An 18,932-nucleotide genomic window follows, 5' to 3' on the forward strand; every position below is an offset into this window, starting at 1 on the left:
TATGGAAGTAAATATAGGGAATTATTGATTTCGTTATCTTTATAAGCTATTTATATCCAAGTATGAAAACGACTCTTTCATTCGTAATCTTCTTCATGGCCATCTTCTTTACCGAAGCCTATTCCCAACGCCATGAGGCTGGTTTTAGAATATCCATTCGCACTATGAAAAGAAACTAGACCAAAGCTATAAGCAATGGAAACCAATTGCGGTCGTAGATTCCGCGCCATTTCGTCCACCATACGTTATGGAACTTTGTTTCAGAAAGTATAGATTGTCAAAACCTATTTATCTGGTATAATCAATATCAATACTTGGAAGGTGAAAACCCGCAATTAAGCCTCCAGATTTACTTTTATCCTTTGAAATAATCCCCAAAAACATTTGTAACTTATATTTCCCGGGGTTTAATTTGACTATGGGTTTAAGATATTGATCTTTTGAATCTTCAGTATTTTCAACCTTTTTTACATCTTTAATAATTAAATCAACTCTGGAAGTGCCACCGCCGGGAACCTCAAAATATTGTCTCATTTTTATATCTATTTTTTCTTCTTTCCCATTAGTATATAATTTACTGGGGAAAACAGATTCTGACCGGAATTTCCAGCTACCGTCCCTCTCGTTAGCAGAGGAACGTTGATAAACACTTTTTACAGTGATATCAAATCCAAATTCATTAAATAAGGAAACAAATAATTGACTGGCAGTATTATTAATAAAAAGGGTTTTATCCGAATTGTTTTTCACGACAACTGAAAAATGGATCCCATCCTCAGCAGATTGCTTGGCATTGACGATGGCACTAACCGATACCAGGTTTTTGTCGGTAGCAAACATGTCATCCATAACATTAAATTTTATCTCGCTACCTGACTGTGCTGTCACAGCACCACCGCATAACAACAAGCAAAAAAATATCGAAGAGATACAAGCTAATATTTTTTTTATTTTGAGTGATATTTTTTCCATCATCTTCCTTTATGGTCTGCTTTTCAAAGTACTAACGGTGTTATCAAGCCATCGGTTAATGGTCGAACGACTGCCACTTCCGGAGAAAAACGCCTCAGCGGTTTTCAAGGTATATTCTTTATAGAAACGTGGGTCAGGCGCTACATGAGCATCGGTACCCACTTTTTTGACGATCCCTTCACTATAGTAGGAAAACACCAAATGCCCCTGGTCGACGTATCCGAACACGTTGGGATGCCCTCCTGCTCCGGCATTTTTTGAGTCTACGGCATAAATATCTTGTGTAAATGCAATGGGTGTCTTGCCTAGTTTTGTGATCTGGTTATAGCTCTCTACTGAAAGTCGGAGTGCGGGAATAAAGTTGCTCTTAAATCCGCTTTTGTTCTCATAAAAATCAAGATAGCCCAACAAGCGGTTGTTCCTCAAGGCGAGGTATTTAAGTCCGAGCCCAGCAAGGTTATAGTATTTTGCGATATTCTCTCCATTTTTAAAAAAGACAATGTTAGGGGTAATGTAATACATCGGAACATGCACAAAGGTGATTGAATTGAGATCGCCCTCACTGTTGATATCGAGCTTGGCCATTCTTGCTCTGTCATCACTGTTGCCCTTCATACGCTTCAGGAGTTCGGCCTTCGCCAGTGGCAGTTTTTCCCTGGCATCCCTGGCACGTTCCAGATAAAAGGGATGCGAACGGTTTGTGGGGTCCACAATCTCCGAGACCAGGTAGGGGCTTAAAGCCTGCACAACTGATTCGTCTCTCTTGTAATTGTTAGGGAAGTTTGTGTCAAACGAAAGCTTGGTTTTTCTCGTAATGACCGTATCAAGGGCACCGCCCCGGCCTTTTATGGTATCGATGCGAACGTTGTTCTGGCTTGTCTTTCCAGTTTGACCATAACTATGAGCAGTTAACAATAGAAATACGGCAATGAGCGCTATCTTTTTCATCTATAATCAATATCAATCATCGGAGATAAATAGACTCCTCCGTATGCCCCTAAGCTATTTTGCTGGGCCGAAGCTATGATCAGATACAATTTTAATTTATAGTTTCCAGGAGCCAATTTTATGGTAGGTCCAAGAAGTTTATTTTGTACATCTTGGGGTGTTTCAACTTGTTTTACATCTTTTATTCTCAAATTGACTTTACAATTACCACCAGCAGGAATTTCAATATATTGCTGATTTTTGAGATTGCTTTTTTCTTCTTTCCCATTGATATAAAACTTATCTGGAACAACTGATTCTGAGCGGAATCTCCATTTGCGATCATCTGGATGTCTATTGATTGGTGCTAAAGCATTATTAGGCACCGCAATATCAAATCCTAATTTATTATATAATGCAACTGTTAAAACATCAGCAATATTTTTAATGGAGATAGCGTTGCTCGAATTGTTTTCTACAATCAGTGTAAAATGAATACCCTTGCCTGATATAGGCTGCTTGGCATTGATAGCACCATTAACTGTTATCAAATTTTTGTCAGTAGCAGAAGGCTCTTTTAATAAATTAAATTTCACCTTACTGCCGGTTTGCGCAATGATTGTCAAGGTACTAATTGTATTGTCAAGCCACCGGCTAAGGGTGGAACGACTGCCACTCCCAGAGAAAAAGGCCTCAGCGGTTTGAAGAGTATATTCTTTATGGAAACGCGGGTCAGGAGCTACATATGCATCGGTAGCCACTTTTTTAACAACCCCTTCACTATAGTAGGAAAAAATCAAATGCTCCTGGTCAACGTATCCGAACATATGGACATGCCCACCCCCTCCCACATTTTTCGGATCCTTGGAAATACTTTGATTCAATGCAATTGGTGTCTCGCCCATTTTTATGATCTGGTTATAGCTCTCCACTGAAGGTTGAAGTGCCGGAATAAACTCGCTTTTAAAGCTGCTTCTTTTCTCATAAAAATCGAGATAGCCCAACAAGCGGTTGTTCTTGAAGGCGAGGTATTTCAGCCCACCCCTTCCAAGGTTATAATATTTTGCGATATTCTCTCCATTTTTAAAAAAAACGATGTTAGGGGTAATGTAATACATCGGAACATGCACAAAGTTGATCGAATTGAGATCAGCTTCACTTGTGATATTAAACTTGGCCATTTTTTGCCTATAGTCAGGACTGGCTTTCATAAGCTCCAGGAGTTCAGACTTCGCCAGTGGCAACTTTTCTTTGGCATTCTTAAGGCGTTCTAGATAAAAGGGATGCGAATGGTTTGTGGGGTCCACAATATCCGAAACCAAATAGGGCCTCAATGCCTTTAAAACTGATTTATCTTTCTTGTAATTGTTAGGAAAGATCTTGTTAAACGAAAGCTCAGTTTTTCTAGTAATGACCGTATCAAGAGCACCGCCCCAACCTTTTATGGTATCCATGCGAATACTCTGCTGATCGGCTTTTTCGGTTTGACCATAGCTATAAGCAGTTAACAACAGGAATGCCGCAAAAAGTATTGTATTTTTCATATTATGAACCTGTACAGTCCGCGTTTAACCTCCTTACTTTGTATAATCAATATCTATCATTGGAGATAAATAGATTGCACTGCGCCCCGCTAATTTATTTTGTTGGGCTGGAACTATTGATAGGTATAATTTTAATTTATAGTTTCCAGGAGCCAATTTTATGGTTGGTTTAAGAAGTTTATTTTGTACATCTTGGGGTGTTTCAACTTGTTTTACATCTTTTATTCTCAAATTGACTTTACAATTACCACCAGCAGGAATTTCAATATATTGCTGATTTTTGAGATTGCTTTTTTCTTCTTTACCATTGATATAAAACTTATCCGGAACAACTGATTCTGAGCGGAATCTCCATTTGCGATCACTTGGACGTCTATTTATGGGAGCTAAAGATTGATTCGTAATCGCAATATCAAGTCCTAATTTATTATATAACGTAACCGTTAAAACGTCAGCAATATTTTTAATGGAGATGGCATTACCCGAATTATTTTTTACTATCAATGCAAAATGTATACCATTCCCTGATACCGACTGTGCAGCATTAATAACAGCACTAACTGTCACTAAATTTTTGTCACCAGCCAACTGCTCATTTAACAATTTAAATTTAATCTCGCTGCCTGTTTGTGCATTAATTGTACTGCTGTTTAATAATAACCCAAGGCAAACTAAATAGATGTAGGCTGATATTTTTTTCATTTTAAATGTTTTTTGAAGTTAAAAATTAATAAGGACAGCTAGTGCATGCTGGCCACGCAGGAGTATAGGTACTTGCATTATTGCATATAACGATTCCAACAGGATCTACAATATTATGTTCAGCAGTCAAACACGAACCAAGATGATCAGCTTCTACTGTACCCCAGTATTCGTCACGCCAAATTGTTTCGGCGTCATTCTTAACAGCTTGAAATGCGGCTAAACTCATAAGCTGTGCTATTGCCTGAGCTTTAGTTTGCCCAATTGCGGGCACTGTTAGTGTTTTAACATTAGCCTGAATAGTCGATAAGACATAATTTAAAGATGGCAATATTCGCGTTACATGTACATTTTCGTGTGCCCGTACAGCTGAGACCATGTACCAGAGCCCGGCAGCATTGCCCAACGCCTTTAAATCAGTTACTTGGGCACAATAATTATACGAATTAGTACCTCCTACTTCACTGCACCCCGCTACAAGACGGGCTTGTACAGAATAATTGCCTTTTGCACTTTTCAATACTGCTTTCCAGACACAATCAGATAGACTTGCACCAATTTCAAGATCTATGCTTTCATCTAAAGCTAAGCCCCAATCACCTCCAAGCATAGTTATAGCCGCAGCGGATGGAGACACTTCTGCAATAGATGCTGTAGGTGTTAACGTAGGGGAATCTGAGAACTCAGAACAATCCGATATACCAGTTGATCCTCCAATGCATCCGCAACATGTGTTATATGCATTTCCTCCGGTAACACCCGCACAATCTCCTACTTGGTTATTAACTGGTCCATCGGGATATTCAGGGTCATCATCCGTGATCTCTGACGGATGAAAGGAGTAGGTATACGGAACAATTTGATAAGTACTGGATGCAGTTATAATCATCATAAATAATTCAGGATAAATCGCGCCTGAAGAGACATTCTCAGGAAAATCACAAAGGCAAGCTACTGGATCAAATAAAGTGCCTAATGGACACTCATATATCACTGCCGCCAAATAATTTGATCCATAAGTCATCTGAATAAGTTCCATAACTCCACTTTCAGTTATCATTTTTTTATTAAACACTGATGAGAGAATCTTGTCTCCATTTCCTCCTATAGACAGCACATCTCTCTTGAAAACACTAGCCTTTAGTTTTGTTTTTAATTGTCCGGCTAAAGTATAGCGCATGGGATAATATTTCCCGCCAATACTCATAAATTGCATAATGCTGACTTCAGTTTGCCCCCTGACATTTTTAATATAAAGTTCAAAAACGTCTTTAGTTTTTGCGGGGGCAGTTTGTTTGCTGTCTTTTGGTTTTAGTTTGCTTAAATCAAAATAAATGGGTACACGTATGTGATTAGCGCTATCAACAATAGCTTTTTCCCAATTCATCTCGAAGCCCATTGTTTTAACAAATGAGTCAGAACCTTGTTCTTGCAAAATGGATTCCACATGCGCTTTTGCCTTTAAAATGGCTTCATTAAGAACTACCTGAGGCTGATCTTTAATTTCCAGGCCACGCTTGCAGGAGTTCACGAGCAATGTCGTGCCAAGCAGTAATACGACACATAAAAGTGCCTTCATGTTTATTTTGTTCATGTATTTAATTTGTTTCATCTCGGAAATATCTCCTTCGCAGCTAAGAATAGGAAATCAGGGCGCATAATGGCAATGCCAATTCGCAATGGATTTGAAAGTAGGTAAATACTTAAGATTTGCATATTGAGAGCCATGTGAGAAAGCGTTTATCTGGTTATATAAAGTAAAGACGGCAAAGGGCGGGTGTATGGGGTAGATAAATCTCAAAGGATATTGTCAACCACCGATTGCCTTAATAATCCGTAACGGTTTTAGAATGGGTTACATGATCGGTGAGGGGTAGGTTAATGTTATGTCCACCGCTTACGGTATTGGTATAGGTTCGTACTATTCTCGGATATTTTGTAGTAAAACCCAGGTCTTTGTCACTTGACCCTGGTACCAGACTTTCGTTGGAGCTACAATAAGTGATTGGAGGATGAGTATGGAAATTGCCGACAGTGAAACTGGTACCATAAAATGGATCAATTGTAACGGGGAGTGTTATGTTATTGAGCACCACACCAAATGTAACTGTACCACAGGGAGCGCTGTCGCTAACTATTGATCCATCAAGTTCAACATTCCGTGTAGATGCCCTATAATAGACAGCGAACCCATACTCAAATTTTGTACCCTGATTAGCGATTGTACTTGCCACAGTTTGAGACCAGGCAGATGACATTTGGGAGGCGAATTCAGCCAGAAACTCCGTACTTGTGTACCGCGAATAGGTACTGACCTCATTTGAATAGACCGTCGATTCCACACCATTACAGGTATAGACGATTTTCAAACGGTATCGAAGCTCACCTAATACATTGATTTCAGCATCGTTGAGTGCGTAGGTATTACCTTGGTCGGTCTGCGTGTCGAATTTGATGGATAGTTCCGACCAGGTACCCTGATAGTACACTTGAAAGCCCTTATCAATTATGGTAGCTGAACCGCTAGTGGTAATAGAAGCGCTCAGGTTAATGTTTGTACCTGGCCGCACCATTGGGGCAATTGAAGATAGCATTGCACTTACTGTACACATCTGGTCACAGTTTTGAATTCCTGTCGTACCTCCGATGCAGCCACAACTAGCCATATAAGCAGTTCCTCCGGTGACACCTGCACAATCTACATTACTACCGGTATTACCACCACCACCAATTGGTCCTTCGGGATATTCAGGGTCATTCTGGATCTCCGATGGATGGAAAGAAAAGTTATACGGAACAATTTGGAAATTACTTGATGCATCTATAATGATCATATATATTTCCGGATAAAGGGCACCCGAAGTCACATTTTCAGGCCAATCGCAGGCGCAAATTAATGGATTAAACAAAGTGCCCATTGGACACTCATATATCACCGCAGCCACATAACCAGATCCATAAGCATATTGAAGAAGCTGCATAAACCCACTCTCAGTTATCATTTTTTTATTGAAGGCTGATGAGAGAATCTTACCTCCATTTCCTCCTATAGCTAGTATATCTTTCTTGAAAATACTAGCCTTTAGTTTTGTTTTTGATTCTCCGGTTAAAGTAAAGCGTAAAGGATAATATTTTCCACCGATATTCATAAATTGCATAATGCTGACTTCAGTTTGCCCTTTATCATTTTTAATATAAAGTTCAAAAACGTCTTTGGTTTTCGCAGGAACCTTTTGTTTGCTGTCTAGTGGTTTTAGTTTGTTTAAATCAAAATAAATGGGCACACGTATGTTTTTAGTGCTATCAATAACCGCTTTTTCCCAATTCATTTCGAAGCCCATTTTTTTGACGAATGAATCAGAGCCCTGTTCTTGTAAAATGGATTCTACATGAGCTTTTGCCTTTAAAATGGCTTCATTAAGAACTACTTGTGGCTGATCTTTAATTTCCAGGCCACGCTTGCAGGAGTTCACGAGCAATACCACGCTAAGCAGTAATACGACAAATAAAAGTGCCTTGATGTTTATTTTCTTCATACATTTAATTGGTTTCACATCGGAGTGCCCGCTTCGCACGGTACTCCTGTTTGTGTTTGTTTATTGAGCGTCTCTTCCCATCTTCCACCACCTCCTTCATACTCCTTACTAACCATCTTTCCTTTTACGGCCTTTTTTTCAAACTATTAATTTTGGTATTTAACCATTGCTGAATGGCGGGGGCACCTTGCTCATCAGATAAAAAAGATCCGGCGGTTTGAAGTACATAATCTTTACGAAAAACTCTTTTTTTAAGAATTGACTCATTTTTTTGTAGAGTTCCTTCCTCGTACATAGAGAAGATTAGATGCCCTTGGTCCACGTAGCCGAACATATTGATCCCTCCAATTATTTTTTTCGGATCTGATGTAGAAATGGATTGAGATAGCATAATCGGACTTTTACCTAACCTTTTTATCTGATAATAGCTCTCTGTCAGAAGCTTAGGTATTTCCCTAAATACACTTTTGCTATTGTAAAAGTCCAGATAACCAATGAGGCTATTGTTCTTTAACATCAGGTATTTCAACCCTCCGGTTCCAAGGTTGTAATATTTTGCGACGTTCTCGCTATTTTGAAAAAATACAATATTAGGTGTAATGTAATACATGGGAATATGCACAAAGGTGATCGAATTGAGATCGGCCTCACTAGCAATATTATATTTGTTCATGTATTCCTTATAGCTGCTACTTGTTTTTATATGCTGAAGAAGTGCAGCTTTGGCCTCTGGCAATTTTTCCCGGGCATCCCTAACATGATTCGAGTAAATTGGGTGGGAATGGTTTCTGGGATCCACAATCTCTGAAACCAGGTATGGTCTTAAAGTCTGTACAACCGATTCCTTCTTTTTGTAACTGTTGGGAAAATTCTTGTTAAACGAGAGCTCGGTTTTTCTCGTAACGACCGTATCGAGGGCATTGCCCCGGCCTTTAATGGTAGTAGTCTGGACTTTGCCCTTTTGGCCATAGCTGTAGGCGTTTAGCAACAACAGAATTGCAGTAATGAGTGAGATTTTTTTCATCTTAATAATCGGTAACGGTTTTAGAATGGGTTAAATGATCGGTGAGGGACAGGTTAATGTTATGCCCACCGCTTACGGTATTGGTATAGGTTCGTACTATTCTCGGATAATTTGTGGTAAAACCCAGGTCTACATTACTTGGTCCGGGTGCCAGACTCTCGTTGGAGCTACAAAAAGTGAGCGGGGGATGAGTATGGAAATTGCCGACAGTAAAATTGGCACCGTAAAATGGATCAATTGTACCGGAGAGTGTTCTTTCAGAGAGCGTCACACCAAATGTAGCTACGCCACAAGCAGCGCTTGCACTAACTGTCGCTCCATCAAGTTCAACATTCCGTGTAGCTGCCCTGTAATAGACAGCGAACCCATGCTCGAATTTTGTACCCTGACTAGCGGTTGTACTTGCCACAGTTTGAGACCAGGCAGATGACATTTGAGAGGCGAATTCAGACAGGAACTCCGTACTTGTATACCGTGAATACGTATTGACTTCATTTGAATAGGTTGTCGATTCCACGCCATTACAGGTATATATTATTTTCAACCGGTATTTAAGCGCGCCCAATACATTGATTTCAGCATTATTGATTGCGTAGGTATTACCTTGGTCGAACTCCGTGTCGAATTTAATTGATCCTTCCAACCAGGTATCCTGATAGTATACTTCAAAGGCCTTATCAGTTATAGAAACTGCACCGCTAGTGGTAATGGTTGCGTTCAGGTTAATGTTTGTACCCGGCCTCACCGTTGAGGCAATTGAAGACAGCATTGCGCTTACTGTACACATTTGGTCACAGTTTTGAATTCCTGTTGTACCGCCAATACAGCCACAATCAGCCATATGAGCAGTTCCTCCGGTGACACCTGCACAATCTACGTTCCCGCCTGTATTACCACCACCACCAATTGGTCCTTCAGGATATTCAGGATCAGGGGTAATAGACGAAGGATGAAAAGAGAATGGATATGGTAAATATTGATAATTACTGGCTGCATCTATAATTATCATAAATATCTCCGGGTAAAACCCTCCCGAATCAACATTCTCAGGCCAATCACACATGCAAGTTGTTGGGTTAAACCAAGTACCCATTTGACACTCTCTTATCACCACCGCCAAATAATTTGATCCATAACTCATTTGAATAAGTTCCATAAACCCACTTTCAGTTATCATTTTTTTATTAAACGCTGATGAGAGAATCTTGCCCCCATTTCCTCCTATAGACAGTACATCTTTCTTGAAAACACTAGCCTTTAGCTTTGTTTTTAATTCTCCGGTTAAGGTTAAACGTAAGGGATAATATTTTCCGCCAACATTCATAAATTGCATGATGCTGACTTCAGTTTGCCCACTTACATTTTTAATATAAAGTTCAAAAACGGCTTTGATTTCCGCAGGAGCCTTTTGTTTGCCGTCTTTGGGTTTTAGTTTACTTAAATCAAAATAAATGGGTACACGTATGTTATCAGCACTATCAATAATTGCTTTTTCCCAATTCATTTCGAAGCGCATTTTTTTGACGAATGAGTCAGAGCCTTGTTCTTCCAAAATGGACTCTACATGGGCTTTTGCTTTTAAAATGGTTTCATTGACAACTACTTCGGGCTGATTTTGAATTTCCAGGCCACGCTTGCAGGAGTTACCTAGCAATATTATGCCAAGCAGTAATACGACACATAGAGGCGTCTTCGTGTTTATTATGTTCATGTATTTAATTTGTTTCATCTCGGAATGGCTGCTTCGCAGATAAGAATAGAAATCAGGGCGTTTAATGGCAATGCCAATTCGCAATGGATTTGAAAGTATATAAATACTTAAGATTTGCTTATTGAGATCCATGAGAGAGCGTTTATATTTGGTTATATAAAGTAAGACGGCAAACGGTGGGGGTATGGGGTAGATAAAATTTTGAGGATTGTGTAAATGATTTTCCCAATAGTATTACCTAGTCAAACATCAGTTAACTTATTAAAAATTGCTTGGCTTATAAAATTAATATAATTTTGGTTCAGCTAAATATCGCTCAAAATGAAACAACTACACTCAATCACTTTCGCTTTTTTGATTTTCCTTAGTTTAATTGCTATTCGGACTTCCGCGCAGACGGATTATGTCATCAGCAATGACGGAACCAAGACCATGGGAGAAGTAAAAAAATACAATGTAAAAAGCTTAAAATTTGTTCCCGCTGGTCAAAAGAAGGCCGTAAAGTATAACCCTGAACAGGTTAACGAGTTTTATAAAGCCGGAGATGGGACTTTCCGTTCAATAGCTTTGAATACGAACAACCGCCCATTTTTACATGTACTGGAAGACGGGAAGATCAAACTGTACGAGTATCTGGTTAATGGCCAGACCGGTCCGACGTTCAATGGTACCGGCGGTTTTATGAGCCCTGGCTACAGCTACAGCAAGCAACGTTGGTACGCTCAGAAAAATGGTGGTGATCTGGTCGAAGTTAAATCTAATGGCATATGGGGTAGCAGGAAGGATAGAAAAAATGCTTTTTCAGACCTGATCAGCGATAATGAGCATGTACTACAACGCTATAAAAACGAAGATAAATTTACTTTTGATTTCGTAAGGTCACTGGTAGTAGAGTATAACGGTAAATGATGAAAGTATGCAAATACATAAAAATCTTCATCAACGTCCATGCTGTCAGCTTCGGAATATTATACCATTGATCTACTGAAAGAGATACCCAAATACGTTTCTTCCCATCAGTGTAAACCTGATAAAACCATTCCTGACACGGTGTTTAGTACCATTGTTATCGAATAGGTTCAATTCAAATTTCGCTTCCACATAATAAGAATCCTTGTCAATTTGCTCAGTCTTTATAATCTCAAAAACAGAGTCATCCTGAGGATAATTCGTCAATGGCTCTTCAAAAGCGGACTCAGGTTTACTGGTTCTGCCATAAGCAGCAAAAGAAATGGCTACACCATTTTTGGAGTTTGTACTTTCATAGTCGGTGGCGAAAGTAAGCTTGCCTTTGTTCAGCAAATTCCTGACATCCTTCGGAAAATAAAAACTTCCATATTTATTCATATCCTTTTTATGGAAGCCCTGACTAAATGAAATAACTAGAAGTTCATTCCCTATTCTATAGTTTGTGTTTGCACAGGTAAAGTAAATCGAGTCTGTAGGTGCATACCATCCTCTTTTAGTCATTCCGTATTCAGTGTAAATGGTCATCCCGGCTTTTGGCGCGTCGAGATATTTCATTCTGTATCCGCTGTTTCCTATTTGATTCATTCCTCCTAAACCAGGTTCGCCGGAAAATGACTTTCCTCCGATCTCGAAATAGACACTATCATATTTCATCTTAACTTCTGGCTCGATTGCCACCGGAACATCTACTGGTGTACCTTTCTCACAACTGGAGACAAATAGTGTGGAGATGGCAACGAAGGCCAGGCACAGCATCCGCAGATGCTGTTTTGATAAAGCGTTTTTCATAAGTTTTGTATTTGTGTGTGCAGCAAATGTACTTAAAAACCCAATCCAATTTTAAAAAAGTAATTTAGACTACAGCCTCAATAGATTCGGCTACATCCAACTGACAAATGATGCGGAACTTTGTTTCATCAAAACTGTTAATATAATCAACAATAAAACATGGAAACAAAAAACAAGATAGCCCTGATTACTGGTGGTAGCCGCGGACTGGGCAGAAATATGGCATTAGCCATCGCTAAAAAAGGTATAGACGTGGTGATCACTTACAATTCCAATAAGGAAGCGGCGGATCAAGTAATTGATCAGATTCAATTGATGGGACAAAATGCTACCGCTTTTCAGCTGGACACGAGCGATATCACTGGCTTTGATACATTTGTGGACAGCCTGACGAAGCACCTTACAGCGGAAACTGGAAGCCCTAACATCGATTTTCTGGTGAACAACGCTGGCACAGCACTTTATTCCCCAATCACTGAAACTACGGAGGTGCAGATGGATGCCATATTTAATATCCATTACAAAGGCGTGTTTTTCCTGACCCAAAAACTGCTGCCCTACCTGAACAATGGTGGTGGCATCGTCAACATCTCTTCTGGCCTTACCCGAATCTCAATGCCTGGCTCATCGGTATATGGTTCATTGAAAGCAGCAGTAGAAACATTGACGCGTTACCAGGCTAAGGAATTGGGCGAGCGCAAAATCAGAGTAAACGTAGTAGCTCCGGGCGCCATAGAAACGGATTTCGGTGGAGGTCGCGTAAGGGACAACCAAGACATCAACAACCAAATTGCAGGGATTACCGCACTTGGACGCACTGGTTTACCTGATGATATTGGTGGCGTGGTGGCATTCCTGTGCTCAGAGGATGCTTACTGGATCAACGCCCAAAGGATTGAGGTATCGGGCGGACAGGCCATCTAACTATTGCTTATATTTACCTTATGAAGCCCCACAGACTCAAAACCATCAGTGAATTTCACAGCATCTTTCAGTTGCCAAAACCTGAGCATCCGCTCATCAGTCTGGTAGATTATGCCGAACTGGTGGCTGCGAAGAAGCATAGTGAAGTCAATACCATCGTGGCCGATTATTATTCGATTTCGGTAAAGCGCGATCTGCGGGAAAAGATGCGCTATGGGCAGCAGAGCTATGATTTTGATGATGGCGTGATGTATTTTATGGCACCGGGCCAAGTTTTACAAACTACTCCGGTGGTAGATGATATGGAGCCTAAACCATCCGGATGGATCTTGCTGATTCATCCGGACTTTCTCTGGAACACGCCTTTGGCCGCAGCCATCAGGCGCTATGAGTTTTTCAATTATTCGGTAAATGAAGCCTTGTTTCTTTCGGAAAAAGAGGAACTGGTGTTGCATAACCTGATCCAAAATATCCGCCAGGAATACCAGGCCAATATAGACCGCTTCAGCCAGAGCATCATCATTTCGCAGATCGAAACGCTACTGAACTATTCGGAACGGTTTTACCAGCGACAGTTCATCACCCGGAAAATAGCGAACCACCAAGTGCTGGATCGCGTAGATAAATTGCTGACGGATTATTTTGCGAATGATGCTCTTAGTCAAAAAGGACTACCTTCTGTTCAGTATGTTGCCGATGCTTTAAATATATCTGCCAGCTACTTGAGCGGACTGCTGAAGGTATTGACCGGTCAGAGTACCCAGCAGCACATTCATGACAAACTGATTGAAAAGGCAAAAGAAAAACTTTCTACAACCGATCTTTCGGTGAGTGAGATCGCTTATGGATTGGGCTTCGAACACCCTCAGTCGTTTAGTAAATTGTTTAAGACTAAGACCAGGTTGTCGCCTTTGGAGTTCAGAGCTTCGTTCGCCTAGACTGGGCTACCATCTGCCATGCCTTTCTTTAAATGTTGTTCGCAGATAACCGGCAGTCCCCAAAACAGGGAGAAAGACAACTATAAAAATCCAGACGACCTTACTCATCAATGTCAGGGACTTGTTTTTAAGAACCTGAACAAGTCCATAAATCATATAGCCAAGTAAAAACAGAATGAGGATAGTGTAAATCATTTTTTGCTGGCGCTTACCAAAGTCAAACTTCGCTTAAACTTATCTAAAAATTGTTTGCTTTATAAAATTAATATAATTTTGGTTCAGCTAAATATCGCTCAAAATGAAACAACTACACTCAATCACTTTCGCTTTTTTGATTTTCCTTAGTTTAATTGCTATTCGGACTTCCGCGCAGACGGATTATGTCATCAGCAATGACGGAACCAAGACCATGGGAGAAGTAAAAAAATACAATGTAAAAAGCTTAAAATTTGTTCCCGCTGGTCAAAAGAAGGCCGTAAAGTACAACCCCGAACAGGTTAACGAGTTTTATAAAGCCGGAGATGGGACTTTCCGTTCAATAGCTTTGAATACGAACAACCGCCCATTTTTACATGTACTGGAAGACGGGAAGATCAAACTGTACGAGTATCTCGTTAATGGCCAGACCGGTCCGACGTTCAATGGTACCGGCGGTTTTATGAGCCCTGGCTACAGCTACAGCAAGCAACGTTGGTACGCTCAAAAAAATGCCGGTGACCTGGTTGAAGTAAAATCCAATGGTATATGGGGTAGCAGGAAGGATAGAAAAAATGCATTTTCAGACCTGATCAGCGATAATGAGCATGTACTACAACGCTATAAAAACGAAGATAAATTTACCTTTGATTTTGTAAGGTCACTGGTAGTAGAGTATAACGGTAAATAATGGGCCCGAGAAGGTAATCAGCCCGTCGCTTATTGCAAACGAGCTTTGAAGAATGCTGAAGTTTCATTGATGACCAGGTCCCAGTTGCCCGCTTTGGAAAATCCATGATCGGCACCGGCAACTTCTACCCTCTTGTTCGTCACGCCCTTTTCAGTCAGTATCTGGGTAAACTTGTCGTATTCCGTTTTGCTTCCATCTGGAAGATCACCAACGTTGTTAAATTCAGGGCGAATATTGATAGTCGCCAATGCCTTGCCCTGGATAGCCAGCCACATCGGACTGGCAGCCATATAGGCCAATATATTCGCTTGCACAGGCTCTGCACCCACCGCACGATAGATCACCTCGACAATCCGTGGATCAAGTAATGCTACTTCTGATTCATCCTGAAAAGCAAAATTAGTAGCCCCAGCCCAGTTGGCCGCGACTTTGACCCTACCAACGGTATTTTTATCTCCATATGCGTAAAGCAAAGCTAAGGTTGCACCTGCGCTATGCCCCGCTATAGCCCATTTATCACTGCTCATCCTCCATTCACTGCTTTTAGCCGCAGCGAGGTTAACGGCCGCTTGAATATCGTTCAACTGATCTGCAATTTTTACAGGACTGGGTTTATGTACAATAGGGTTACTCAGCACGCCATCTATATTCACCAATCGGTAGTTCACATTCAGTACCACAAAACCTTGGGCAGACAATTGTTGGGCCCGTGCAGAAACATCGGCTTTATCGCCAGCTACAAATCCACCACCATGCAGCATCACTACCACTGGCGTTTGTTCATTACGACCTTCCGGCAGGTAGGCATCCATTTTTTGAGCTGGGTCTGCACCAAAGCTGATATTGGTGATCACCTGTGCTTCGGTGGTCAGTTTCTTGTCTTTCTTGCAGGAAGTCAGTACCAAAAAGGCACATAAAGTAAAATAAACAGTTAAGCTTTTCATAGGGATATTTTTATTAACTAAAACAAAAACCGTTCCGCTATCATCGTCAAGGCTAATAGCGAATTTACTCCTCCTGATGGTAATACACCTTGTAATAATTCATTCGCTTGCCATCATCAAAGCCATTCTCGATCAGTTCTTTATCGCCATGAATGTAAATATGGAAGTTCTTATCCAGCTTGAGTACGCTCTTGTAAGCCTTGGCTTGTTTCTTCACTGCCTTCTCTGAAATATCGAAACTATCAGGTATCGGTGTGTCCAAACCTTCATCAAAAGCCTGCTTGTAGGTTTTAAAGGCTGCGATCCCCTCGTCATTGGCTATGACCTGCTGTGAGAACTCTTCCATATCAAAACTTTCCTTTTCCTTGAAATAATGGAAAGATTTATTCAGCAAATCGATCTGATCAGCCCTGGTGATGTCAAACTCCTGCGGAATCTGTTCTGTAATGAAATTCTTGGCCATCAATAGCAGATCAGTGGTATTGTTCACGAAGTCTGCCTTTTGCCTGTTGCCGATAAACTTGTTTTGCCAATAGTCGGTTTCGGCAGTACTATTATCTATGACTAGCAAGTTATAAGGTTCTTCAGTAAACAGAATCAATACAGCCTTTTCCGGCTTCTTAGCGCCGATGCCCTTGCGCAGCGAATGAGTAAGGCTGCTGGAGGTCAGATCGGTCTCTACAAAAGACTGCTTGTCTTCAAACTTAAAGATGCCCAGACCTTCATAAAAGTTTTCATTTAGCTTGATGTCATCAAAGCGCGCAACAAACACGTCACCATCCTTGATGTTGGCATTGTCGCTCACCGACATCAGGTGATCAAAGATTTTCTTGGAAAGCTCTATGAAGTTGCCGTTCTCACGGATTTGCTTCGACAAGCTAAACAGTACATTGAAATTGAGGTCTATGGTATGGTGAAATTCCTGTGAAGAAACGTTATTGGTGAACGGCTTCAGGAACATATTTTTCAGTACATCCGACAGGGTTTCATCGATCAGGTCGAAAACTTCTTCTCCCGCACGGGCCTGACTTTCCACATAGCTCACCCTATGCATCATCACCTTCTTTAAAAAAACATCAGTTATCTCTATCATTCTTTGTCTATTGTGTTCAATGGTTGCTATAGCGGATTCAAAAGATCCTTCGCTGCGCTATGGATGACAAAGCGACAACAACGGCGACAAAAATAGCAAATAAGATCTTAGTAGTTTACTTGAATTAAAACTCCCTATCCGGTTTCAAAAAATGATAACTTTTACCCTTAGGATTTGGTCCATACTGATTGTCTCCGATCTCACCATCAGCAAAAAGCATCCATAAACCATAAAACGGGATGATCTGAAACCAACCGCTATTGCCCCTGTCGTGGCATCGTTTGGCTCTTTGAGTAATTATGAATACAACTAGCGGGACATAAGTAATAAACACAATTGAAGCATGAATTGCATTGTCGGGTATTCTTAAAGCCGGAAAATCTATTGGGATTATCGTATGTTTAATAGGAACAACCATATGTTCTATGATACCCAACGATACCAATATGAAATTTACTATAGCGCTATAGCCATAGTATATCACCCAGCTGAACCAATACTCCAGCCTGCGAATGCGGCCATGAAATGAAAAAGGATTTTTAAACATCAAGAGGTTAATTATATCATTCAAAGGTATCAATTCCATTTAATAACATGATGGTATTTTAGGCAAAACGCCTCGGATATTCTTATATTTACTGCATGGAGCCAATACAAAAAGCATCAGAATTAGCAGACACCTTAGCCAGCTTGCGTCCTTTAGATAAGGAACAGGAGGCCATTATTATGCAGAAATTTCGCTTGGATTGGAACTATAATTCTAATAATCTGGAAGGTAACTCCCTCACTTTCGGAGAAACAAAGGCCTTAATTCTTTTTGGCATTACTGCGCAAGGCAAACCATTAAAAGATCATTTCGAAATTACTGGTCACGATGAAGCAATTAAATGGGTAACTGAATTGGTTTCTGGTGATCAGGATCTGACAGAGTATTTCATCAGACAGCTTCATCAATTGCTTTTAAAGGAAAGCTATGAAGTAAAAGCAATCACTCCTGACGGACAACCCACCAAACGCAGAATAAATGTAGGGCAATATAAGACTGCCCCCAACCATGTACAAACCAAAACAGGAGAGATTTTCAGATTTGCCACCCCTGAAGAAACTCCGGCAAAGATGCATGACCTGATTGAGTGGTACCGTACAAAAAGTGAAGAACCTAATGTCAACGCAATTATTTTGGCCGCCGAATTTCACTATCGCTTTATCCGTATCCATCCTTTTGATGATGGCAATGGGAGAACAGCCAGAATTCTAATGAACTTTATATTAATGAAGTTTGGCTATCCGCCGGTAATCACCAAGACCGATGATAAGGAAAATTATTTTGGAGCTTTAAGACAAGCAGATGCAAGTATTATCCAGCCTTTTATTGATTACATCGCAGTAAATTTGATTCGTTCACTAGAAATCATGATTGCAGGCGCCAAAGGCGAATCTATTGAAGAGCCGGATGATGTGGATAAAGAAATAGCCCTTCTGGAACAGAGATTGAAAACCCATGGCGAGAAACTCGAAGTTACTAAAACAAAAACTACACTAGTAGAAATATCCAAAACCTCCATTGAACCATTGTGGAACGGTTTTCTTGCCACATGCGCAAAATTTGATAAATTTTACTTGAGCAGTAGATTGTATGTTGAAACCGATGGTTTTACATGGACAAACAAAGATTTATTTCCCCCTCTATCTGCCGTGTTTACAGACAACACGAGTTATATTAATTTCCTTTACGCATATGAGGAACTCAACCGTCCATCGTTGAGGGAATTTAACTATCAATGCGTCATTAATATTTATTTTGATCTGACCAAAGGATATAAATTAGAATTTGGAAATGAAAGTATCACAAAAGGATACAATACTCAATTGACAGTTGGAGAAATTGAGTATATATCAAGAGCACTAGCTAAGGCTCATACAGCATTCATCGATGAGAAACTAAAGTAAAGACCCCTACGAATAACCTATGT

Annotated in this window: 19 protein-coding genes; 5 read left to right on the top strand and 14 right to left on the bottom strand. The window is 40.4% G+C overall.

What is annotated here, in order from left to right:
- Positions 1 to 77 precede the first annotated feature (77 nt).
- From FA047_RS20430 to FA047_RS06725, 9 genes are all read right to left on the bottom strand, one after another.
- A complete protein-coding gene (locus FA047_RS20430) occupies positions 78 to 230 on the bottom strand; it encodes a hypothetical protein (protein WP_169304343.1) in 153 nt (50 codons plus the stop codon).
- A gap of 58 nt (positions 231 to 288) precedes the next feature.
- Positions 289 to 975 carry a hypothetical protein gene (locus FA047_RS06690; RefSeq protein WP_136835228.1) on the bottom strand — a complete coding sequence of 229 codons (687 nt, stop codon included), beginning with the start codon at positions 973 to 975 and terminating at the stop codon, positions 289 to 291.
- Between the two features lie 6 nt (positions 976 to 981).
- On the bottom strand, positions 982 to 1,920 hold the full coding sequence (locus FA047_RS06695; RefSeq protein WP_136835229.1) for a hypothetical protein: 939 nt from the start codon (positions 1,918 to 1,920) through the stop codon (positions 982 to 984).
- Positions 1,917 to 3,443 carry a hypothetical protein gene (locus FA047_RS06700; RefSeq protein WP_136835230.1) on the bottom strand — a complete coding sequence of 509 codons (1,527 nt, stop codon included), beginning with the start codon at positions 3,441 to 3,443 and terminating at the stop codon, positions 1,917 to 1,919. Before FA047_RS06700 ends, FA047_RS06695 begins: the two co-directional genes overlap by 4 nt.
- Positions 3,444 to 3,476: 33 nt before the next feature.
- The gene (locus tag FA047_RS06705) at positions 3,477 to 4,145 is read right to left on the bottom strand and encodes a hypothetical protein (RefSeq protein WP_136835231.1); all 669 of its coding nucleotides are present in this window, start codon (positions 4,143 to 4,145) and stop codon (positions 3,477 to 3,479) included.
- 25 nt (positions 4,146 to 4,170) lie between these two features.
- The gene (locus FA047_RS06710; protein ID WP_136835232.1) at positions 4,171 to 5,739 is read right to left on the bottom strand and encodes a hypothetical protein; all 1,569 of its coding nucleotides are present in this window, start codon (positions 5,737 to 5,739) and stop codon (positions 4,171 to 4,173) included.
- 232 nt (positions 5,740 to 5,971) lie between these two features.
- Positions 5,972 to 7,681 carry a hypothetical protein gene (locus tag FA047_RS06715; RefSeq protein WP_136835233.1) on the bottom strand — a complete coding sequence of 570 codons (1,710 nt, stop codon included), beginning with the start codon at positions 7,679 to 7,681 and terminating at the stop codon, positions 5,972 to 5,974.
- Positions 7,682 to 7,805: 124 nt separating this feature from the next.
- Positions 7,806 to 8,705 (bottom strand): hypothetical protein, encoded by a 900-nt coding sequence (locus FA047_RS06720; protein ID WP_136835234.1) that lies wholly within the window; start codon positions 8,703 to 8,705, stop codon positions 7,806 to 7,808.
- 1 nt (position 8,706) lies between these two features.
- The gene (locus FA047_RS06725) at positions 8,707 to 10,416 is read right to left on the bottom strand and encodes a hypothetical protein (protein WP_136835235.1); all 1,710 of its coding nucleotides are present in this window, start codon (positions 10,414 to 10,416) and stop codon (positions 8,707 to 8,709) included.
- A gap of 321 nt (positions 10,417 to 10,737) precedes the next feature.
- Here FA047_RS06725 and FA047_RS06730 point away from each other — a divergent pair, with 321 nt between their 5' ends.
- A complete protein-coding gene (locus FA047_RS06730) occupies positions 10,738 to 11,325 on the top strand; it encodes a hypothetical protein (protein WP_136835236.1) in 588 nt (195 codons plus the stop codon).
- Between the two features lie 72 nt (positions 11,326 to 11,397).
- On the opposite strand, the gene FA047_RS06735 is transcribed toward FA047_RS06730, so the two are convergent.
- A complete protein-coding gene (locus FA047_RS06735) occupies positions 11,398 to 12,174 on the bottom strand; it encodes a hypothetical protein (RefSeq protein ID WP_136835237.1) in 777 nt (258 codons plus the stop codon).
- A 159-nt stretch (positions 12,175 to 12,333) separates the two neighbouring features.
- On the opposite strand from FA047_RS06735, the gene FA047_RS06740 reads away from it, so the two are divergent.
- Together FA047_RS06740 and FA047_RS06745 are read left to right on the top strand one after the other, a co-directional pair.
- Entirely contained in the window at positions 12,334 to 13,098 is a 765-nt protein-coding gene (locus tag FA047_RS06740) for an SDR family NAD(P)-dependent oxidoreductase (protein WP_136835238.1), read from the top strand.
- A 20-nt stretch (positions 13,099 to 13,118) separates the two neighbouring features.
- Positions 13,119 to 14,036 (top strand): helix-turn-helix domain-containing protein, encoded by a 918-nt coding sequence (locus tag FA047_RS06745; RefSeq protein ID WP_205943267.1) that lies wholly within the window; start codon positions 13,119 to 13,121, stop codon positions 14,034 to 14,036.
- Positions 14,037 to 14,042: 6 nt separating this feature from the next.
- Here the strand turns inward: FA047_RS06745 and FA047_RS21115 are convergent, their stop codons facing one another.
- Complete coding sequence (locus FA047_RS21115) at positions 14,043 to 14,231, bottom strand: PLDc N-terminal domain-containing protein (protein WP_136835240.1); 189 nt, start codon at positions 14,229 to 14,231, stop codon at positions 14,043 to 14,045.
- Between the two features lie 103 nt (positions 14,232 to 14,334).
- Between FA047_RS21115 and FA047_RS06755 the strand changes: the two genes are divergently transcribed.
- Positions 14,335 to 14,922: a hypothetical protein gene (locus tag FA047_RS06755; RefSeq protein ID WP_136835241.1), complete on the top strand. Its 588-nt coding sequence runs from the start codon at positions 14,335 to 14,337 to the stop codon at positions 14,920 to 14,922.
- Positions 14,923 to 14,951: 29 nt separating this feature from the next.
- Here FA047_RS06755 and FA047_RS06760 read toward each other — a convergent pair whose 3' ends face one another.
- The 3 genes from FA047_RS06760 to FA047_RS06770 form a co-directional block, all read right to left on the bottom strand.
- A complete protein-coding gene (locus tag FA047_RS06760; protein WP_136835242.1) occupies positions 14,952 to 15,866 on the bottom strand; it encodes an alpha/beta hydrolase in 915 nt (304 codons plus the stop codon).
- 64 nt (positions 15,867 to 15,930) lie between these two features.
- The gene (locus FA047_RS06765; RefSeq protein ID WP_136835243.1) at positions 15,931 to 16,959 is read right to left on the bottom strand and encodes a nucleoid-associated protein; all 1,029 of its coding nucleotides are present in this window, start codon (positions 16,957 to 16,959) and stop codon (positions 15,931 to 15,933) included.
- 124 nt (positions 16,960 to 17,083) lie between these two features.
- Positions 17,084 to 17,545, bottom strand: coding sequence for a DUF805 domain-containing protein (locus tag FA047_RS06770; RefSeq protein WP_205943268.1), 462 nt, complete (start codon positions 17,543 to 17,545; stop codon positions 17,084 to 17,086).
- A 56-nt stretch (positions 17,546 to 17,601) separates the two neighbouring features.
- Here FA047_RS06770 and FA047_RS06775 point away from each other — a divergent pair, with 56 nt between their 5' ends.
- Positions 17,602 to 18,909 carry a Fic family protein gene (locus tag FA047_RS06775; protein ID WP_136835244.1) on the top strand — a complete coding sequence of 436 codons (1,308 nt, stop codon included), beginning with the start codon at positions 17,602 to 17,604 and terminating at the stop codon, positions 18,907 to 18,909.
- The last annotated feature ends 23 nt before the right edge of the window (positions 18,910 to 18,932 follow it).

The organism is Pedobacter frigoris (genome assembly GCF_005116445.1).
In the GTDB taxonomy this organism is placed as follows: domain Bacteria; phylum Bacteroidota; class Bacteroidia; order Sphingobacteriales; family Sphingobacteriaceae; genus Pedobacter; species Pedobacter frigoris.

Bases quoted from the DNA above. Each gene is read 5' to 3' on its own strand.
- FA047_RS20430 (WP_169304343.1), bottom strand. From the start codon at position 230: ATGGCGCGGAATCTACGACCGCAATTGGTTTCCATTGCTTATAGCTTT.
- FA047_RS06690 (WP_136835228.1), bottom strand. From the start codon at position 975: ATGATGGAAAAAATATCACTCAAAATAAAAAAAATATTAGCTTGTATC.
- FA047_RS06695 (WP_136835229.1), bottom strand. From the start codon at position 1,920: ATGAAAAAGATAGCGCTCATTGCCGTATTTCTATTGTTAACTGCTCAT.
- FA047_RS06700 (WP_136835230.1), bottom strand. From the start codon at position 3,443: ATGAAAAATACAATACTTTTTGCGGCATTCCTGTTGTTAACTGCTTAT.
- FA047_RS06705 (WP_136835231.1), bottom strand. From the start codon at position 4,145: ATGAAAAAAATATCAGCCTACATCTATTTAGTTTGCCTTGGGTTATTA.
- FA047_RS06710 (WP_136835232.1), bottom strand. From the start codon at position 5,739: ATGAACAAAATAAACATGAAGGCACTTTTATGTGTCGTATTACTGCTT.
- FA047_RS06715 (WP_136835233.1), bottom strand. From the start codon at position 7,681: ATGAAGAAAATAAACATCAAGGCACTTTTATTTGTCGTATTACTGCTT.
- FA047_RS06720 (WP_136835234.1), bottom strand. From the start codon at position 8,705: ATGAAAAAAATCTCACTCATTACTGCAATTCTGTTGTTGCTAAACGCC.
- FA047_RS06725 (WP_136835235.1), bottom strand. From the start codon at position 10,416: ATGAACATAATAAACACGAAGACGCCTCTATGTGTCGTATTACTGCTT.
- FA047_RS06730 (WP_136835236.1), top strand. From the start codon at position 10,738: ATGAAACAACTACACTCAATCACTTTCGCTTTTTTGATTTTCCTTAGT.
- FA047_RS06735 (WP_136835237.1), bottom strand. From the start codon at position 12,174: ATGAAAAACGCTTTATCAAAACAGCATCTGCGGATGCTGTGCCTGGCC.
- FA047_RS06740 (WP_136835238.1), top strand. From the start codon at position 12,334: ATGGAAACAAAAAACAAGATAGCCCTGATTACTGGTGGTAGCCGCGGA.
- FA047_RS06745 (WP_205943267.1), top strand. From the start codon at position 13,119: ATGAAGCCCCACAGACTCAAAACCATCAGTGAATTTCACAGCATCTTT.
- FA047_RS21115 (WP_136835240.1), bottom strand. From the start codon at position 14,231: ATGATTTACACTATCCTCATTCTGTTTTTACTTGGCTATATGATTTAT.
- FA047_RS06755 (WP_136835241.1), top strand. From the start codon at position 14,335: ATGAAACAACTACACTCAATCACTTTCGCTTTTTTGATTTTCCTTAGT.
- FA047_RS06760 (WP_136835242.1), bottom strand. From the start codon at position 15,866: ATGAAAAGCTTAACTGTTTATTTTACTTTATGTGCCTTTTTGGTACTG.
- FA047_RS06765 (WP_136835243.1), bottom strand. From the start codon at position 16,959: ATGATAGAGATAACTGATGTTTTTTTAAAGAAGGTGATGATGCATAGG.
- FA047_RS06770 (WP_205943268.1), bottom strand. From the start codon at position 17,545: ATGGAATTGATACCTTTGAATGATATAATTAACCTCTTGATGTTTAAA.
- FA047_RS06775 (WP_136835244.1), top strand. From the start codon at position 17,602: ATGGAGCCAATACAAAAAGCATCAGAATTAGCAGACACCTTAGCCAGC.